This is a genomic window from Undibacterium sp. Dicai25W (assembly GCF_049340505.1).
Lineage (GTDB): Bacteria > Pseudomonadota > Gammaproteobacteria > Burkholderiales > Burkholderiaceae_D > Undibacterium > Undibacterium jejuense.
In genome coordinates this window covers 144,298-163,688 of record NZ_JBMPOQ010000009.1, presented here as the reverse complement: position 1 = coordinate 163,688, position 19,391 = coordinate 144,298, and the positions used below count along the sequence as shown (strand labels likewise).

General features: G+C 45.7%; 18 protein-coding genes. 9 read left to right on the top strand and 9 right to left on the bottom strand.

From position 1 onward, the window contains the following. Positions 1-135: 135 nt before the first annotated feature. Both ACO0KY_RS12340 and ACO0KY_RS12335 read left to right on the top strand, forming a co-directional pair. Entirely contained in the window at positions 136-861 is a 726-nt protein-coding gene (locus ACO0KY_RS12340; RefSeq protein WP_423046422.1) for a GntR family transcriptional regulator, read from the top strand. A 32-nt stretch (positions 862-893) separates the two neighbouring features. After that, entirely contained in the window at positions 894-1,739 is an 846-nt protein-coding gene (locus tag ACO0KY_RS12335) for a DMT family transporter (RefSeq protein WP_423046420.1), read from the top strand. 82 nt (positions 1,740-1,821) lie between these two features. Here ACO0KY_RS12335 and ACO0KY_RS12330 read toward each other — a convergent pair whose 3' ends face one another. Next, complete coding sequence (locus tag ACO0KY_RS12330; RefSeq protein ID WP_423046418.1) at positions 1,822-3,141, bottom strand: M48 family metalloprotease; 1,320 nt, start codon at positions 3,139-3,141, stop codon at positions 1,822-1,824. Between the two features lie 368 nt (positions 3,142-3,509). Between ACO0KY_RS12330 and ACO0KY_RS12325 the strand changes: the two genes are divergently transcribed. Both ACO0KY_RS12325 and ACO0KY_RS12320 read left to right on the top strand, forming a co-directional pair. Next, on the top strand, positions 3,510-5,663 hold the full coding sequence (locus tag ACO0KY_RS12325) for an alkaline phosphatase family protein (RefSeq protein WP_423046416.1): 2,154 nt from the start codon (positions 3,510-3,512) through the stop codon (positions 5,661-5,663). Beyond that, entirely contained in the window at positions 5,663-6,340 is a 678-nt protein-coding gene (locus ACO0KY_RS12320; RefSeq protein WP_423046414.1) for a hypothetical protein, read from the top strand. The genes ACO0KY_RS12325 and ACO0KY_RS12320 overlap by 1 nt, the downstream gene beginning before the upstream one ends. Before the next feature lie 97 nt (positions 6,341-6,437). Here ACO0KY_RS12320 and ACO0KY_RS12315 read toward each other — a convergent pair whose 3' ends face one another. Both ACO0KY_RS12315 and ACO0KY_RS12310 read right to left on the bottom strand, forming a co-directional pair. After that, positions 6,438-7,196: a phosphodiester glycosidase family protein gene (locus tag ACO0KY_RS12315; protein ID WP_423046412.1), complete on the bottom strand. Its 759-nt coding sequence runs from the start codon at positions 7,194-7,196 to the stop codon at positions 6,438-6,440. Positions 7,197-7,343: 147 nt separating this feature from the next. After that, positions 7,344-7,538, bottom strand: a complete 195-nt coding sequence (locus ACO0KY_RS12310; RefSeq protein WP_422990766.1) for a hypothetical protein — start codon at positions 7,536-7,538, stop codon at positions 7,344-7,346. A gap of 1,072 nt (positions 7,539-8,610) precedes the next feature. Between ACO0KY_RS12310 and ACO0KY_RS12305 the strand changes: the two genes are divergently transcribed. The 5 genes from ACO0KY_RS12305 (at position 8,611) to ACO0KY_RS12285 (ending at position 14,536) form a co-directional block, all read left to right on the top strand. Further along, complete coding sequence (locus tag ACO0KY_RS12305; protein ID WP_423046410.1) at positions 8,611-11,178, top strand: TonB-dependent receptor domain-containing protein; 2,568 nt, start codon at positions 8,611-8,613, stop codon at positions 11,176-11,178. 191 nt (positions 11,179-11,369) lie between these two features. Further along, complete coding sequence (locus ACO0KY_RS12300) at positions 11,370-11,753, top strand: thiol-disulfide oxidoreductase DCC family protein (protein WP_423046408.1); 384 nt, start codon at positions 11,370-11,372, stop codon at positions 11,751-11,753. Between the two features lie 235 nt (positions 11,754-11,988). Further along, positions 11,989-12,429, top strand: coding sequence for a DoxX family protein (locus ACO0KY_RS12295; RefSeq protein ID WP_423046406.1), 441 nt, complete (start codon positions 11,989-11,991; stop codon positions 12,427-12,429). A 139-nt stretch (positions 12,430-12,568) separates the two neighbouring features. Beyond that, entirely contained in the window at positions 12,569-13,729 is a 1,161-nt protein-coding gene (locus tag ACO0KY_RS12290) for a sensor histidine kinase (protein ID WP_423046404.1), read from the top strand. Between the two features lie 3 nt (positions 13,730-13,732). Then, complete coding sequence (locus ACO0KY_RS12285; protein WP_423046402.1) at positions 13,733-14,536, top strand: LytR/AlgR family response regulator transcription factor; 804 nt, start codon at positions 13,733-13,735, stop codon at positions 14,534-14,536. 152 nt (positions 14,537-14,688) lie between these two features. Here the strand turns inward: ACO0KY_RS12285 and ACO0KY_RS12280 are convergent, their stop codons facing one another. The 6 genes from ACO0KY_RS12280 to ACO0KY_RS12255 form a co-directional block, all read right to left on the bottom strand. Next, positions 14,689-15,135 (bottom strand): hypothetical protein, encoded by a 447-nt coding sequence (locus ACO0KY_RS12280; protein ID WP_222613110.1) that lies wholly within the window; start codon positions 15,133-15,135, stop codon positions 14,689-14,691. Positions 15,136-15,249: 114 nt separating this feature from the next. Then, positions 15,250-16,566: an Nramp family divalent metal transporter gene (locus ACO0KY_RS12275; protein ID WP_423046400.1), complete on the bottom strand. Its 1,317-nt coding sequence runs from the start codon at positions 16,564-16,566 to the stop codon at positions 15,250-15,252. Between the two features lie 53 nt (positions 16,567-16,619). After that, entirely contained in the window at positions 16,620-17,879 is a 1,260-nt protein-coding gene (locus tag ACO0KY_RS12270; RefSeq protein ID WP_423046398.1) for an MFS transporter, read from the bottom strand. A 2-nt stretch (positions 17,880-17,881) separates the two neighbouring features. Next, positions 17,882-18,190 carry an ATP-binding protein gene (locus ACO0KY_RS12265; RefSeq protein WP_423046396.1) on the bottom strand — a complete coding sequence of 103 codons (309 nt, stop codon included), beginning with the start codon at positions 18,188-18,190 and terminating at the stop codon, positions 17,882-17,884. A 2-nt stretch (positions 18,191-18,192) separates the two neighbouring features. Next, positions 18,193-18,516 carry a hypothetical protein gene (locus ACO0KY_RS12260; protein ID WP_423046394.1) on the bottom strand — a complete coding sequence of 108 codons (324 nt, stop codon included), beginning with the start codon at positions 18,514-18,516 and terminating at the stop codon, positions 18,193-18,195. Between the two features lie 10 nt (positions 18,517-18,526). Then, the gene (locus ACO0KY_RS12255) at positions 18,527-19,105 is read right to left on the bottom strand and encodes an RNA polymerase sigma factor (protein WP_423046392.1); all 579 of its coding nucleotides are present in this window, start codon (positions 19,103-19,105) and stop codon (positions 18,527-18,529) included. Positions 19,106-19,391: the final 286 nt, after the last annotated feature.

Here is a 19,391-nt window from a genome sequence, read left to right as displayed (position 1 = left end):
TTATAAACATACAGTCATATATATGTTTATATGAAAGTTAAACCTATATACCGACTATGTCAACCAAAGTTTAGCTCTGGACGAACAACGGGGCTTCGGGTTACAGTGCAAACAAGTAATCCTCTATATGTAGATATGAATCAATCTGACGACCGCCTCCCGCTCTACCACCGCTTACGCGATGACATGATAGAAAAAATCATGAATCGTGAATGGCAACCTGATTCCGCCATTCCGACTGAGGCCGAGCTCACCAAAACTTACAAGGTGGCGATTGGCACCGTTCGCAAGGCAGTTGATACGCTGGTCGCAGATGGCTTGCTTGAACGCTCACAAGGACGCGGTACCTTTGTGCGCAGGCCGAATTTTAATTCGTCGCTGTTTCGTTTTTTTCGGCACCAGACGGAAGGAACAAAGAATAAAGTGCCCGAGGGACGCATTCTTCAACGCGCGTTGTTGACACCACCAGAGTCAGTCGCATCTGCATTAGGTCTGACTAAGCGCGCGAAAACGATCCGACTGGATCGCTTGCGCCTGGTGGATGGTCAAGCCGTTTTGCTGGAAGAAATCTGGCTGCCTTACGCACAATTTGGCGCACTGATGCATTTGGAGTTGTCTGATTTTGGTGATCTGCTGTACCCGTTGTATGAAGAAAAATGCGGACACACTGTCGCCTCAGCGCAAGAAACATTGACGGTAGAAACCGCCGATGCTGAGGTTGCAAAGCAACTCGGTATCCAAAAAGATCAACCAGTCATTGTGATCGACAGGCTAGCGCTTGGTTACGATAGACAGCCATTAGAATGGCGGCGTTCACGTGGGCCTGCTGATCGCTTCCGTTATCAAGTAGAAATTCGCTAATGCGAAATAAAGCAAAGTAAAACAAAAACCAGATGAAATCAGATCTCCTGGCCCTCTCCGCTATCGGCTTGTGGTCTATCCTCGCGGCTCTTGGGCTCACGCTATCGCACGTACCGCCGTTTTTACTGACCGGTATTGCATTGATTATCGGTAGTTTGATTGCTGTTCCGCTTTCTGGTTTTCGTCTTTCAGGATGGAAAGTACCTCCGTTGACCATGCTATTAGGTGTCTACGGTCTATTTGGTTTTCACTTGCTATTCTTCATCGCTTTGCGCACAGCACCCGCGGTGGAAGCGAATTTAATCAATTATCTGTGGCCGCTTGGCATAGTCGTGCTTGCGCCATTAATATTGCCGGAAACCCGATTGCGTCGCGCACATATCGGTGCAGCGTTGTTAGGTTTTAGCGGTGCGGCCGTTGCTATTATCGGACGCAGTAGCAATGCGGGATTAAGCGGTGGATTTCATATCGGCTATCTATTCGCCTTTGGCTCTGCGCTGATCTGGGCAACGTATTCATTGGGTACACGGCGCGTCGCGCATTTTGAGACAGCGGCGGTAGGAAGCTTTGCTGCCATCTCCGGCATGCTGTCTTTGGCATGTCACTTTTTGTTTGAACCTGCGACAACGCTATCGTCTGGCGATTTATTCAGAATCGCAGTGCTGGGTCTGGGGCCATTGGGCGGTGCGTTTTTTCTGTGGGATGCGGCGATGAAAACTGGTGATCCACGTCGCATTGGGGTCTTCGCTTTTCTGACGCCCTTGTTATCAACTATCGTTGTGGTGATGACCACGGGGCAGCCGTTTAGTTTCAATATCGTCGTATCAGCAGCGATGATCATTGCTGCCGCAGAATGGGGACGACGAGCGACAAAGTAATAAGTCTAAGCAAGCTATTCAAAAAAATAGACCGGATGGCAGTCTGGTCTATTTTTTCAACAAATCACTTCAATGATCGTCCTCAAGGTTTTAATTGTTCCGCTCTCCAGCGCATTGCAGCGTAGATACGCTTTTTTGGGCTTGGATGATCGAAGAAAATAAATTCTTCGACATGACCGGGATCAGATTTGCGATATTCAGTTAACTTCAGCATAGCTTCTGCAAAACCAAGAGGTTCCGTCGAGGCGTTTAAACCAAACATATCAGCTTCGGTTTCTTGCGTACGTATCAACGTATTGTTAATCGGTGTGGCAATAAACATGAATACTGAAAACAAAGCGACAAATAAAGGGAAGCCAGCAATATCGGCATGATCTTTGATACCAAACTCGACTCCCCATTTAGCGATAGACCAATCCAATGACCATTTAACGAAAGCAAATCCGATCACCAGTACGATGGCGACTTCCATCCAGGCTTTGTAGATATGGTTCATCGTGTAATGACCAAGCTCGTGCCCTAATACCGCCTTGATTTCGCTCACAGTGCTGCGGTTAAGCAGGTTGTCATTCATCCGTACTGCGGCGGAACCAAAAATTCCGGACACGTTGGCACTGACGCGATTGCTTTGTTTAGAGGCGTCAAACTGATACAGATTATCAATCGGCACACCATTGGCGCGCATCATTGCCATCACCGGTGTTTTGATGCGTTCTTCTGTAATCGGCTTATAGGTATTAAATAAAGGATCAATATAAGTTGGCGCCAACAACATCATGACACCGATCAACACAACGCCGATACCAGCGCCCCAAATCCACCAATTGCGGCTCGTGCGACGCAGAGCAATATAAAGAAGTCCAACCGCTATCCCCATCGCTACCGTTGAAATACTGAGCATCATGATATTTTCAACAAACCAATCAATCGCACTCAGGTTGGACAGGCCGTATAGATGTTCGCGATAGTAGCCTTCATAAGCCGCCACCGGAAATGTAATGAGCGAAACCAAAACGCTATAAACCATCGCTGTAAAGGTATCGATCAGCCACATTGGGCGTACTTTTTTTGCAATCCAATCACGCGTACTTGCCAGTGCTCTGGTTCGCAACAAAAGAAGTGCAGCAGCCAGACCAACGATGAGATCAAGCAATTGTAGCCAATATCCACCTTCAAAATACGCATCTGAACGTGCTTTTGCTGCTGGCGAAATACGTGACATGTAGGCCTCTGTTGCCGCCACCGGATCACGCGGTAATGCAGCTCTCCATGCATCATCCACTACAGCGATTTGTGCCGTGGCACGCGACGCATCGCCTTGAGACGTTGGTGCCATCGCCGCGATCACTATCGAGAAAAGTACAGCCAAGGCTATCACGATCCATAAAATCTTTTTACTCAATTCAGTCTCCTCTTAACATTATTCGTTTTTGTAAAGCCATAAGAACTTGAATCACGTACGCAGGGTCTTCCTGAATAACTTTTTCAAAAAAATCGCAGGAAGATTCATTAGCTGGAGCGACTAGTTAAGCAGTCAGCCAATGTGGGAAGAGGATAATTTAATAATTTCAAATTGGCAATATTTTATTAATATAATTAAAGCGCTAAAGCGATAACTAAGCGAATAAATTAAACAGCGAACCTCGCTCAGATATCCCTTGTCACTACCGTGTAACTTTATTCCAATAACATCAGCCTGCCTGATTTAGCACCCCACCTGTCATACCACTGTTCCTTATACGTACGGAGTTCATTTCCATGAAATATGCAATGTCTATGATTGCTACACTGACTGCCAGCTTGATGCTAGGCGGTTGTGGCAGTTCCTCTACTACACCCGCAGCCACACCAGTAACACCAGTAACACCAGCGATCACTGCAACACGCACGATCATTATGGTATGGGACGGTTTGCGCCCAGATTCTGTTAACGCCACCGATACACCCAATTTGTATGGCTTGCGTCAATCCGGAGCCAACTTTACCGATAACCATTCGACGTATCCAACCTTCACGATGATGAATGGCTCATCATTTGCCACAGGCTCGTTTCCTAAAACCAGCGGTTTTTATGGCAATACATTCTGGACACCACCACAAGGCACCGGCAACACCATTCCTGTCGGTAATGGTGCTGGTGGTAGCGCACAAGATTACGTTGATCCAGTCTTTACTGAAGACTATCAAGTACTCAATACCTTGAACAATTACTACAGCGGTCAGTTGTTGCTCGTAAAGAGCTTGTTTGCAACGGCGCAAGCGGGTGGCCTGGTGACTGCGACCATCGGTAAGAGTGGCGCGGCGTATATTCAGGATTTGGGTAAAGGTGGCTACTTTCTGGACGAGAATACAGTCTCGCCACGTAGCCTGGTAACAGAACTTCAGACAGCGGGATACGCACTGCCAACAAATACTGTACGTGGCTATTCTGGTACTGATGCAGTGACCTTGTCAGCGACGAACGGTAATCCAACTGCACGTGCTGGTTATGTCACCTTCAACACCACCGCATTTGATCCAAATGGCGTGCAAGCCATTGCGTCGCGTGATCCTAGTGATGCGACCCAAGGTGCACCGGAAGATGCAGCAAATAAATACATGATGTCCGTATTTACTTCTTATATTCTGCCAACCAAAAAACCAATGCTGTCACTGATCTGGTTCCGTACTCCAGATAATGTCGAGCACGGTTATGGACCAGGCACTGCCAATGCCAAAGCAGGTCTACGTTCACAAGATGCGCGCCTGGGTGAGCTGATCTCTGCCTTGCGCAGCAATGGTATGGACAGCACAACTAATATTATCGTGGTGTCGGATCATGGCCACTCCAGTGTTTCTGGTCCATTGAATCTTTACCCATTGCGTACTATCAATGCTTCCACAACCTTGCCGAATGGTCCGTTGGTCAATGGCTCTACCAGTGGCACCAATACTGCAAGTATCGGCGGTGTTGCTGCGAGCGGTGGCTATTCATTCTCTGGTGACGTGCGCTCTGCAGATTTGCTGACCTATCGCGGCTTCAATGCTTACGATGGCACTAAGTGTGCTGTTTCTCCTATGTACGGTTTGAACGCAGCAGGTACACCAACTTTAGCAGTTCAATTGGATACAACTGGATCACTGTGCGGTGCGGCTAACACGAAATACCAGGCAATTAGCGCAAGCCTGGCCAAGCCTGTTGCAGCATTTGCAGTTCCAGCACCAGGTTCACTGCCTGCAAATGGTATCGTTGTAGCCGCCAACGGTGGTTCGGATTATTTCTATGTTCCTGGTCACGACGCAACTACAGTAAAAAATCTGGTCAAGTTCCTGCAACAACGTGAAGAATACGGTGCGATCTTTGTGGATAGCCGTTATGGTTCGATCCCAGGCACATTAACAATGGCGCAAGTCAATCTGGAAAATGCAAATCGCCAGAACAATGGTCAGCCAGACGTTGTGGTCAGCTTTAACTGGGATAGCACGGTATCCATCCAAGGTATGCCAGGCATCGAATTTGAAAGCTTTAGCGCCGGTCAACATGGTATGCATGGTAGCTTCGGCATCACTGATGTCCACAATACCTTGATTGCATCGGGTCCTTCATTCAGCAACGCGACCATTGCCGGACCTTCTGGTAACGTTGACGTTGCACCGACTGTTGCCTACTTATTAGGTTTGTCGATGCCACAAGCGGATGGTCGTATCCTGAATGAAGCCTTGGTGACGCCAGCCAGCAAATCAGCGCCAAGTGTTGTTGTCAGCACTGTTTCTCCAACAAGCCCAGCGACAGGTCTGCGTTTTGAATTGCCAACCGATCCAACTGGAGCAACTGCGGATTCTTCGTTGACTGGTAGTTACAACATTAACCTCGGTGTTAAAGATCTGACCGTTGATGGTAAGACTTACCGTTATTTTGATTACGCAAAAGCGATTCGCCAATAATGAAATTTTTTATCCCTCGCACAGCGAAGGGATTCAGATTGTGGCTCGCGATAGGTGCTATCGCGAGCTTTTCTCATCTGAATGCCCACGCAGATTCTCTTAGTTTTAATAAAATTTTTAGCGACAAAGGTGAAAGCAAGCGCCTGCATTACCAAGCCGTATTCACGGCAAAAGGTGAAGAGCACCAATTAGAAGTTTGGCGTGATGGTCAACAACGTTTAAAACGGCGTACTGACGACACGATAGAAATCTATGCGAATCGCAAACCTGGTGATGTTGAGTACAGCTTATCGATTTTGGATCTGAAAAAACACATCCACACCCGAATTGATCGCACTAATTTGTACCGTATAGGAAATTTTACGGATTGGTTTGATTTGGCACACGGTTTGAAGCATCCAAAGGGCGAATACCGTTTAGAAAAAGCTAGTGCTCCGGCAAAAGCGCCTGAAACATTGAGTCCATGTCAGTGGTACGATTTGATTCAATCGGATCGGGCAACCCATATCTGTTGGAGTACTCGTTACCGCTTACCGTTGCTGATCGTCACATCTGAGGGTCAAGTTGCATGGCGGGTCAGTGCAGTCGATGAAAAATTGATTGCACCTGGTACCTTTACGATTCACGATGAAGGATATATTCGTAATGATGCGAATCAGGATATTGAGAAGGATTAATTTCCTGAGTTGTTGTCGATGAAAGAAAAAAATGCCGCGAATGAATTCAGCGGCATTTTTTTCGACAAAAGACTATTTACTATCGATCGTGATTCACTTATTTAACGACCCCAATCATCGCACCAAATTGTGGCCCGATGTCTGAAGCTAACCCAGGGTAAAAACGAGAAACACTGCCATCCAGATAAAGTGCGTCAGTACAGTTCAATTTATCTTTCAGAAAATGAGCGAAGTCAAAAAAACTGATCATGCCACGCGAGAAGACCAGTGCACTTTCATTGATTGAAAGCGTACATATCGCATTACGGACTAAGCGATTATCCGAGCCTGCGGAGAACATAGGATTGATACGTCCATGCTCAATCAACAGAGGACCAGATTGCGTGGCAAAAGTCACATCTTGCCACTGCATACTGCGCTCAGCTGCAAATTGATCGGTATTAATAATATGCGCTTGCGTTCCACGAATAACAAAGACACCATTCGGTTGCAAATAGAAGTTTCCGTACGCGTTTTTGCGTACATTAAGGCGACGCAATTCAATGCCATTCTCGATATATAAACCCAGAGGGCGAAGGTTTTCTTCATAAATCCCTGCATTCGTTGCACATACCAAGGATTTACCGCGTTGATTGAGCCACTGCTGCAATACACCGAATTTGCCAAAAACATTTTTTCGTTCATCGCGCCAGAACATCTGCAATTGATCTTTATGCAAATCGACTTTACAAACGGCAATTGAATTTTCCTGAAACGGATAATCAATGATACTCGCGGCCTTGCTAGCTATAGGTAACGATAAGCAGCCAAGCAAAAGCAAGCGGGTAAAGCGCGACAATATCGATATGTTTAGCATAAAAAATTTGTAGCTACGGTAACTGAAAATAATGAAATCATTTACCTGATGCTAACTCTCCGAGCAAGCTTGCACAAGGTTTTTCCGATAGACTATATTCAGTTCCAATATACGTCGTTGAGCACGCATAATTTTGACAGAGCTGGCCTATCGTCCGGATGGAATTTTACTCAGAAAGCTACCTGATTCATTGCCACTGTTTCTGGCGCTGTGATCAACTGATAAACGTCGACTTTTTATTGCCGCATCCACTTGCCGGCTAGACCATCCAAAATTCCAGTTGCTGGATTTTTCTGCGTGTCGGCCATTGGCGGCCAGGCTTAAGATTTCTATTTTTTTCATTTTAGTACTCGCTTGCAAAAAGAATGCCCACAAATGAAAAGGTCGATGTGTTATCGAACACTCTTCGTTTTTAATCCGCTTCAAAGTAAATGCATGCTGCGGGACTCAGGTAGATAGACGTAGTCTTATTCCCGAACAGGCGACAAGCTGGCTGACGAAGAACTCGCAAGGAGCAAAGGTCAACACTAGCGCATACGCATCGTGTGGCAAACAAGTTTGGAAATGACCGTGATGGTCAGTGACACTACAGCGAAATCGTCGCTACAGCAGAGATGACTACAGAGCTTAAACGATATTGGCTGGGATGTTTCCCAATTTCAGCAAGCGACAACTACAACTGTCCAAGATCAAAGCTCCATGTTTTTTCGATGGCGAATTTTAGTTTTTATTTCCAAAGTAAGTCAAGCAATAAGATTAATTTTTTGTTCTGATTTTCTGCGCCAGCTATTTACTGATTTTCGAGAAAAAAATGTTCCCCCACGTTTACACTTTATTTACTTGACACATCAAAACTAAGGCAATTAGAATCCGCCGCATTATGTCACATAGGAGGTCCGATCTTGGACAGTTATAGTTGTAGATACACACCTTTATCCGGTGGATGGGTAATCAGCCCCGTAGTGATCGCAAGCTCCAGGTAGACTTCTCTCCTGCAGCTTGCTTATTGCGAGCTGTAGCATTCTGGCGTATCGCCAGTTTCATTCCCTATCCTAAAAAATTGATTAATTTATTGATCGGCACGCTCGTCGCTTTTTTCGACTTTGCGTCCTGATCAAGGTCGCGCTTCGCCTTTGTTCGCGAGTCGTGCTGATGCACGCTCACGTTCTGGCTAAACACGTCCTGTGATTGCAAAAGTATTGAGCAAGGCATCGTCACGCCTCTATGTTTTGAGTCTTGATGCCATGTCGTTTTACGTACTCACCACTTCCGCGCATTTTCAAGGCATATCATTTTTTTCCATCGGATTTTCCGTCCACACAATATCAACGAAACACGTTCTCATTGCCCTGAAGTGATTTCTTTCGTCAATGACGAACATCGCAAATTAAAAATATTTACAAAGAAAATTCGTATGAAAAAACTTATTTCAACGCTAGTCGCTAGCACTCTACCACACACACTACCTCGTACTTCGACTCTACTCTCTCATGTTGCTGGCGGTACCGCCTTGACATTATCATTCGGTGTGTACGCTGGCACAACCGACGCGACCGATAAGACACCGATGCAACGTGTTGAAGTGACTGGATCGCTGATACGTGCTTCAGACCGAACCGAATATAACCAGGTGCAACGTGTCACCGCGGCTGATATTCAGGAAAGTGGCGCGTCAACCGTCGCTGATTTTTTGCGTGATATCAGCGCCAACTCGGGCAGTAGTTACAACGAGAGCACAGTGCTCAATCAATCGCCGGGCGCAACAGGTATTGCCTTACGTGGTTTGAGCGTCAAATACACGCTGGTATTGATTGACGGTCAGCGTGCAACGCCATATGCATTCGCATCAGGTGGTACAGACACCTTTACCGATCTCAACACTCTGCCATTGAACATCATTGATCATATTGAAATCGTTAAAGCGGGTGCGGTATCACAATACGGATCAGATGCTATCGCTGGTGTCGTCAATATCATTACCAAGAAAAATTATCACGGAACTGAAGTTGACGGTAACGTGGGTGGTACGCAATTGGGCGGTCAATACACCAAAAGTTTGAGTGTTTTGAATGGCTTCGGCAATCTTGATACAGATCGTTATAACATAACGACTGCATTGAGCTATCTGAATCAAAGTGGTATTTCCATGGCGCAAAGAGACATAACCAAAACGCAGGATTACTCTGGCAAGAAAGGCGGTCTATTTTCGCAGCCAAGTTCATTTGTGATGACGCCAAATGGCCCACAAGCACTGCCTGTTTGCGGTTCTGACGCGCAGGTAACCTCTGGCGCAAACAATTTACAGACAAAAAGTGAAGGCACAGTTTGTTCACAAAATGGTGCCAGCGCACAATCACTGGCAGCGCAGGTAACTCGTAGTAGCGCCAAGGTGCATGCGGATTTCCGTATCGGCGACTATAGCCAAGCGTTCATTGATCTGATGGATAGCCACAATACCACGTCTCTCGCCGCGGGTCAGGCTGGCTTCGGCGCGAATGCGTTAGTGCCATCGCTGTACTTCGTGCCAGGCACCGGATATACACCGTTTGCGCCTACGCTTGGTGGCAATCCATTGAGTTACTACTTCCCTGATTCTCAGGTACTTCACACCACCTCTGACTTCTATAGACTTTCATCCGGCATCAAGGGCTCTTTTGCGACTGAAAAATATGGTGACTGGGATTGGGCAACTTCTTACGGTCATTCACAAAGTAAAGTATCAAACGCCTACAGCAATCAAATCAATGCGTCGGTAGTACAAAATTATATGAATGACGTCACACCCACTACGTTTAACCCAACGACATTCAATGCACTGCCGGGTTTGTTTGGCATGTCCAATTATCGTGCACTGTCTAAGCTGGATACCTTGGATGCGACAATCTCTTCAGGGAATGTGTTTAAAGTCCCGGCTGGTGATGTTGGCCTGGGTTTTGGTGTGCAATTCCAACATCAGAGTGAATTCATCGGTGCGGGTTCGTTTGACTTTGTTAATCCAATTACGCAGCGCGTTGAAGGTCAAAGAAATGCCGCGGCACTCTACTATCAAGTCGACGTGCCACTCTTAAGCAATTTGTCCATGAGTCAGGCTGGCCGTTATGATCACTACAATGATTTTGGTGGCGTGTTTTCACCACGCATTGCGCTGCGCTATCAACCAACAAAATCATTCACGATGTATGGCTCGTACAATGCCGGTTTCCGTGCACCAACCTTGATTGAACTCGATCAAAAAGAAAGCGTTACGTATCAAGTCGTAGGCAATCAAAACGTGAATGAATATTTTACTGGTAATCCTAATCTGCAGGCGGAGAAGACAAAAAACTACAATCTTGGTTTTCAATTTTCGCCAACCAAAACGACGGACATTGGATTAGATTGGTATAAAGTCTATGTCAGCAATGTCATCAGCCAACCAAATATTGAAGCCATTGTTACAGCCAATCCGGGACAGCCATTATACAAACTGCCCTACTCAAACATTTCATTTTTAAATACAGATGGCTTCGAAGCGACTCTGAAACAAGCCGTGCCAAGTAGCATCGGCACCTTCACTTTAAACAGCGACTGGGCCTACGTCTGGCATTTCAAAATTCCTGATAGCATCGTCCCTGATTTTGCTGGCAATAACGGCGCCAATAACACCGTGTTTGGTGGTGCGTTGCCACGCTGGAAAGGCAATACCAGCCTTAGTCTGACTAAAAATAATTGGACTACTTCTCTGAGCTGGCAATTCACCGGCGGATATAAGCAAGTGATTAACACTGCCAGCTCCGATGCGCCGTCTTATAGCTTGTTTAATTTAGCAGCCAGCTATTCCGGCATTAAAAACTGGAGACTGTATGCAAACGTCAATAATTTACTGAATCGTGCACCACCATTTGACGCCGTATGGATGAACACTTATCGTGGTTACTACGATCCCTCCCTGTATCAGTACATTGGTCGTAGCGCACAAGTCGGTGCAACATATAAGTTCTAAAAGTTTAATAAATTTTGTCCCTCTGGCATTCCAAATTGTGTTGTTCTTCATCAATTTGGAATGCCAGACAGCACAATATCTGGCCAAAAAAATATAATCTACATTAGTGGCATAATGGCGATTGATAACGTCGATTTGCACAGAAAATCGGCGGCATATCATGTTATTGCATTACCTCGATAGGTATCATCATGACCACTTCTGACTCTTCAGCAAGCACACCTCGAAATAGCTGCACCGTGTATTTTGACGGGGCATGCCCCATCTGTTCCAAAGAAATTGCGACTTATCAAAAATTAAAAGGTGGCGAGAAAATTAAATGGATAGATGCCAGTGTCTGTAATGAACAAGAACTAGGCACAACTCTCGATAGACCAGCCGCGTTAGCGCGATTGCACGTCAGAGACGCAAGCGGTAATTTAGTTCATGGGGCAGCAGCGTTTGTTGAGATGTGGAAGCATTTGCCCGCCTTGTCGTGGATAACGCCGCTACTTTCCAATCGCTTTGCGCTCTCTATTTTAGATCTGCTTTATAATTTTTTCTTACGTGTTCGACCGCTCTGGCGTAAAGCCTAGAGCAACATACACAAGCTCAGGTAATGCAGGGAGAATCCGCCAACCCCTAATCAATCCAACGGCAGCGCGGGTTGCAACCGTCCTACAAGAAATTAAATCTACCGCCATAGAAACCACTCCAAACCGAGACGCCAAAATTCCTCCCAGAATATCGGAGTTTCGTCACATCTTGCACCACATCTTTTACATTTAATTCCATAATTTCTCCTGCAATTTTTAACCTTTAGGAGACTCTATGTTAAGTAATCACAGTAATCAAAAGATGATGATATTTTTACGTGTTCTTATTGCTGCACTCATCACGATCCACGGTTGGGCACGCCTGTTTTTTGCCGTTCCGGCGTTCTCAGGGCCAGCAGACCTAGGCGGTGCCATCACAGACATGGGCTTCCCGGCAGGGCTCGCTTTAGGTTGGCTTATTACCATCGTAGAAGCATTTGGCGCCCCCCTGTTTGCATGGGGACGCTTCATCTTTCCGCTCGGCTTGTTCTTTACTTTCATCTATACGATGTCGACCATTTTTTACCATGCACCTCATGGATGGTTTTCATCTGGTAGTGGCAGCGATGGCTGCGAATATGCTGTCTTGCTAGTGGGTTCGTTGATTTGTGTGTGGTCGCAATATATACCAGCCCGTATCGGAGAAAGTCGACTGAATTTTTGGCGAAATGCGTAAAACCTAGAAAGCAAGTTTCGCTCTCGTTGGATAAATGCGGCACCCGAGGTAGCGGTGCCGCAACGGATCTTGGGATATGTATCTTTGTTAAATGATGCACTGACTTGCTATTTGGCACCGCTGCTATACTATTCCTAAAATGAAATCCGAACAGAAAATAGTAACCAGTTCACAATTAGCGAATTGGTCTTACTGGCAAAAACTGGCTCAAATTCTTGCGCTGAATATTGCGGCATGGCTGGTCTTTACCGCCATTGGTGCATTGACGTCTTACAACGACGATTTGCGTTCGGGATTCTTGCCTGACTATTGGGAAATTTTCAAAGATTGGGGCCGCAGTGCAATCGCATTGTGTATCCTGAGTTTCATTCTCTATGCAGTTTTTTCGCGCTTTCCGGATTGGATTTGCAACGGCAAAAGGATCATCTTAAGCTACGGGCTTTTATTGCTCTCTTTCTTGCCGTTAAATTTGTTTTTTGTGCTCAAACTATTTTTGAGCGATGGCAATCAACAGATAACCTGGGAAACAATTCAAACCCACATCACCGCATTGGATGACTATTCTTCATTATTACGATTATCGTCGGTGACTGCGGTTTTTTTTGCGGTTGTGATCGTCAAGAATCGGCAAAGAACACAATTACGAGAAAAAATTTGGGAACAAGAACGTATCGCAAATTTGCATCTGCGTTTGGAATTGGAACAGCAAAAATTGTCTGCTTTACGAGCACAACTTGAACCTCATTTTATGTTTAATGCACTTAATGCCATCAGTGCATTGGTTTTAACAGATAGTAAAGAAAAAGCATTGAACGGCATTCAAGGCTTAAGCGAATTATTACGTTATGCTCTTGATGCAGCAGAAAAAGATAGCGTACGATTTTCTGATGAACTTGCCTTTTTACAAGACTATATTGGCTTGCAGAAATTACGTTATGGATCACGTTTGCAATTGACTATCACTGGTATTGACGATGTGATTAACAATGCAGAATGCCCTCCATTGCTACTGCAACTCTTGCTGGAAAACGCGTTGCGCCATGATCTGGATTGCCACCAGGGAGCCAGTGATATATTGATTGAATTTAGCCATACGGAAACTCATATTGGTATTTACATCAGCAACCCCTTGCACGATCTGGACGGTGCTACCAGAATTAATCAAGGTGCTGGACTCGGCTTACGCAATATCAGCGCGCGCTTAGATCTGCTATATAGTGGGCAAGCCAGTATAGAAACGCAGCGCATCAACAAGCGTTTCGAGGTCAACCTACGCTTACCTCGCTTCTTGAATCGTTAAAAAATGAATACGAATGCTACATTGACTGAGAGGGAAATCAATCGTGCAATCATTGTCGATGATGAGGAATCCGGCCGTATTATGTTGCGATATTTTTTGTCAGCAAAAAAAAACTGGACGATAGTTGGTGAGTTTTTTGATGTAGCGACAGCGCGTTCATTCTTAGATACTCAGAAAGTCGATATCATTTTTCTCGATATACAAATGCCAAAAGAAAATGGTATTGAGTTTGCACGTAGTTTAAGCAATTCCGAACAACCGCCCCTCATTATTTTCGTGACCGCCTACAACACTCACGCGATCGAAGCTTTTGAAGTACACGCTTTGGATTATCTGCTTAAACCAATTAATCCACGTCGTTTTACGCAAACCCTTCAACGGGCATCTGAAATGCTCAACGACAAACGTGGCTATGCAAATGCACTGCGCGATTACTTCGATAGAGAACAAGTTCCAACACTTACAGATAATAATTCCAACTGTTATTTAAAAAAAATAGTGGCACGTTCCGTCGGATTAATGGAGTCGATTTCTGTCGACGACATCGATTGGATTGCCAGTGCTGGAAATTATGTGGAACTACATTTAAATCAACGTATCGTCCTTCATCGCATCGCCTTAAGTATCTTAGAAAAACACCTCGACCCACAGGTATTTATTCGTGTACATCGTAGCTTTATAGTCCGCATCGATCAATTGAAAAGTATAGCAGTAGTGGGAGATGGTTCGTATTCAATTAAATTAATTTGTGGCGCCCAGATTCCGGTTAGCGAGCGCTATGTTGAGAAGACGAGAGAATTCTTTTAGCTTCTGCGATTAAATAAATTGCGCAAGAAAAAACAGGTCTTATTTGTCGAACAATTGGAAATTTTTTAGTGCTTTTTTTTGAAAAATTGGATGAAAAAACCTCTTTCCCGCATCGACAGAAAAGAGGTCGCTACTTCAAAAAAAATTTACTATTACGACGCAGGTGATGTTAAAGGTAATTTTTGACCTGATTTCACAATCGCCACTGCTTGTGTAAAGCGACGATGGAACCCTTCTTCTGACAGCGGGATAAAGAGGTCAGTTTTAACGCGACGTTTGGTTACGACAGTGACCTTTACTTTTCCATCTGCACCGTTTTCTACCCAGGCACCCATCACGGAACCAGAAGAAGCTAAACTCACACCAGAAGAAGTCAGCATATAACCTTCAGTGCGATGTTCTTCAATACCGTCGGCACCTTCCCAACGGAATACAGTTCTTGCAATGTCCCACGCCTGATCTTGAGTAATCGCATATTCATGGGTCAGCCCCTCTTTACCGCTTTCCTTTGCGACGAGCACGTCATTGACAGATGCACAGCCGGATAAAACCATACAGGTGGCAGCCATACATATACTGATAAGGCGAATTAATTTCACGTCGAAACTCCTTGAGGTTGGAAAAATGAGAGCACATATTAACTTATCACCAATGAAAGTTGATACGTTTTGAAATAATTTTTTCACAACTTTTAGAACTTCATGAAACGATACTTAAATGACGTCAAATGTATGCAATACCAACCAGATATTTGCTGCAGAAATCATCGCAAAGAGTATCCACGCCGCCAGTTGGACAATAACTGAGCTTTTAAATCTGCCCATCAGGCGCTCACTAGCCGCCATTTTAATCATGGGATACATCACAAATGGCAACTGTAAGCTCAACACTACCTGACTCAGAATCAACAACCGCCCAACGGAGTGCTCGCCCCAGATCGTGACGCCGATCAGTGCTGGAATTAAGGCCAGACCGCGCGTCACAATACGTCGCTGCCAGCATGGGATTTTCATTTTCAGAAAACCATCGAGTATCACCTGACCGGCAATGGTTCCGGTAAAGGTTGAACTCTGACCAGAAGCCAATAAACCAATACCAAAAATCAATCCCGCAAACGCACTCCCCGTCACAGGATCAAGCAAATGGTAGGCATCATCTAATTCCATTACCACCGATTTCCCATGAAAAGCCGCAGCCGCCAGGATCAGAATGGCGGCATTAATCAGTAAGGCAAAAAACAAAGAAATGATCGAATCAATATTGGCAAAGCGGATTGCTTCACGGCGACTGGCTTCGCTGTTGCCAATTTTTCTGGTTTGTACAACAGAAGAATGCAGGTACAAGTTGTGAGGCATGACAGTGGCGCCGAGGATGCCGATAGCAAGATACAAACCGTCGGTATTCTTCAGCGCACTCATGGAAGGAAGAATGCCTTGCGCGACACATTCCCAGCACGGACGCAATAGAATGAGTTCTGCTAACAGGCAAATGCTGATGGTGGCGATTAGCGCCAAAATGATGGCTTCTACTTTGCGAAACCCAGCGCCCTTTAATCCCAAAACTAAAATGGTATCAAGAGCAGTAATACCGATTGCCACTGGCAAAGAAACGCCTAAGATCAACTTAAACGCCAGTGCGCATCCAAGGACTTCAGCGACATCACAGGCAATAATGGATAGTTCTGCAAACGCCCACATAACGAGCGCGGTTGGTCGCGGGTACTGCTCGCTACAGAGTTTCGCCAGATCTTTACCAGTGACAATACCTAATCTAAGGCTGATACTCTGTAACAACATCGCCGCCAAACTGGATAAAACAACGACAAATAGCAGCGCATAGCCAAACGAAGATCCGGCAGAAATCGCGGTTGCCCAATTGCCGGGATCCATATAGCCAATCGAGATTAATAAACCAGGTCCAGCAAAGCGCAGTACCTTTTTCCACGCAGGATCGGTCGATATAACTGTGACTGTGCCCGTCACTTCTGATGGGCAGAATGGCGCCGTGGCCACGGTGGGCAACTTAAACACTGATCATCCTTTTACGTTAGCTTGCGTAATGGTTCCTCTTCGCTATTTTTTTCTCAAACGGGACGGGTGCCACTTAACAACGCAGCGCGGCCATTGACGTGCTGCAAGCGCCACAGGATGCAAAAGGCAATGATCGACGTGCCGATCACGATATAACCCAAGCGATCATAATGCTGAAGCTTTCCTGCAGCATCAAAACTAACGATGTGGCCTGCAACAACCGAGGCAATACCACCCGACAATTGTTGAATCGATGCACTAATGGCACTGAATGAACCGCGCTGCACTGGTGTGGGCACTGAAGCCATCATCGCCTGAAAGGGAATCATGCGCGAGAAAATACCGACAAACAGCAGTACATTCACAAGCACCAACAGTGGAAATGATACTGATTCCATGTGCGTATAAATCACGACCATCAGCATTGACATCAAGGTGCCAAAAATGAAGACCTTGAATTTACCCACTGCATCGGAGATCTTACCTATCATTGGTCCAAAAAAGATCGTGCATAGACCAGTGATCATATACAAAGTCGGCAACTGATGGATGCTAATATTCAGATTATTGACCACAAAAGTGCTGCTAAAAGGCATCAACATAAAACCACCAGTGGTCAATAACGACACCGCTGCAAACGCCAATAAATAGCGTGGTTCAGTCACGGTATGGAACAAATGTTTAAAGGCGCTATGCTCTTGCGGAATCGCCAGATGTGCATCGACTGGTTTCAATTTCCACAGCACTAACAATCCACCAATCAAACCTAACAAGGCCATCGCAAAAAATGGCACATGCCAATCCCAACGATTGGATAAATACAAACCAAAGGGGATACCCAATACCTGGCTGGCTGCAAACGCGGTTTGTATCATGCCCATCACGCGGCCGCGCATTTCCGGTGCAAATAAATCGGTCGCAATCGCCAATACGATAGAACCAATCACGCCACCAAACAAGCCCGTCACAATACGCGCCAGCAACAGCGTTTCATAGCTCTGCGCCAGCCCGCACCAGACGGTACCAAGTATGAAACCAGTGTAAAAAAATAAGAGCAGTTTTTTTCTGTCGTAGCGATCAGCAAAGCCCGCAGTGAGTAAGCCAGAGAGTCCGGCGCTAAATGCGTAGGCTGACACCACCAGCCCAAACTGTTGAGCAGAAATTGCCATTGAAGGCATGATGGCCGCGCCCAAAGGCGACATCAACATGAAATCGAGAATCACAGCAAACTGTAAAAATGCCAGCATAGCAACGACCATCTTTTGGTAGGTTGAGAATACTGGTTTGGAAGAACTGGGATCTGTCGTCGTCATTTTTAGTTTTTACGTCCAAGAGTAATGGCCTTTTCCGGGCAAGCTGTCACGCAAAGACCGCATGCACGACAAGCATCAGCGTTGGGAGTATACGCGACTTGCATGCCGTGCACACGGAGCTTGAATTTCTGTAGCAAATTCAGGTCATCAAAATCTGCTGCATCAATTGTGCGAATTTCAAACACGTTTTCTGGGCATACCGTCAGACAATCACCTTTGCCTTCGCAACGTTTTACATTCACGATAGGCATCAGAACGCCGGGCGATTGCTTGTAATCAGACTTGCGCCTTGACTTAGGGTTTAAACGCATTTTTATTGCTCACGCTGACCAAATGGACGGCGACGATGTTGAAAAAATTGCTCCCGCTCTTCGGGCGTCATGTCGTTGAGCTTTTGCCATTTTTGCCAGTGTCTATGGCCATGCCAGCCACCGTGTCCTCCGCCGTGCCCGCGAAAGCCGCCAAACAGTATCCGACATAACACTAACAAACCGAGTGCATGCCAGTAATCAATTATCTGCACTCCTTGAAACAAGGCAGGCATGACCCAGTTCCACAACCACATCACCACCGCAGCGAGTGCTGCGAATAGGACTAACATTAAACCTTTCATCCATCTCATCCATGCGTATTTCATGTCGTTCTCCTTAATTTTCCAATGCATCATAAATTTCTTGCAAACGGCTACGTAGCGCCAGCACTGCATAGCGTTTGCGCGCCAACAAGGTATTTATTGCAATGCCGGTTTGCAAAGCCATATCTTTAAAACTCTGGCCGTCCAATTCGTGTGCAATAAAAACTTCGCGCTGCTTGTCTGGCAATTCATCGATGGCAAGCTGCAATTCTTGTAGCATCATCGTCCGGGCGAAGGCTGCTTCTGGCCCCTCATCCGGCGATGGCAACAATCCATCGAGGCTATACTCATCTTCTTCACCCAGATCATCACTTGACTCTGGCAGGGATAGTTCTTTTTTCTTGCGAAACCGATCAATAATCCGAAAACGCGCGACCTGATATAACCAGGCACTGACCTGCTCTACGGTGTCCGGAAACTGATATGCCTCAACTAATTCATAAAAAACATCCTGCAAAATATCTTCAGCCTCACTAGTATCACCAACACGGCGCACAATGAAGCCCGCTAGTTTCTTGCGGAAACGAACGACTGCTTCAGTGATGGCACTGTGCTGTTGATGTGTGTTGTCTGGCTTATTTCGTGATGTCATACCTATGAAGACGTTTGAGATTTGAAAATATTGTATGCAAAACAGAATATTTTTTAATTTCGTGAAGTTTCAGGACTGGCTATGGACTTGTCGACGACATGTCAGCAATTTGCTCAATATCAAAGAGTCATCTCCTTGTCATCAACTTGCCACAATCTACGCCTAAGCTCGTTTCGCTCTTACCCTTTGCTGTACGTTTGGTATGGCACAGTTCCCACTAACTTTATGTGTTTATATTTACACAGACGAGTAAGTGCGGACACCGAAGTGAGAGATCATTGCGTCA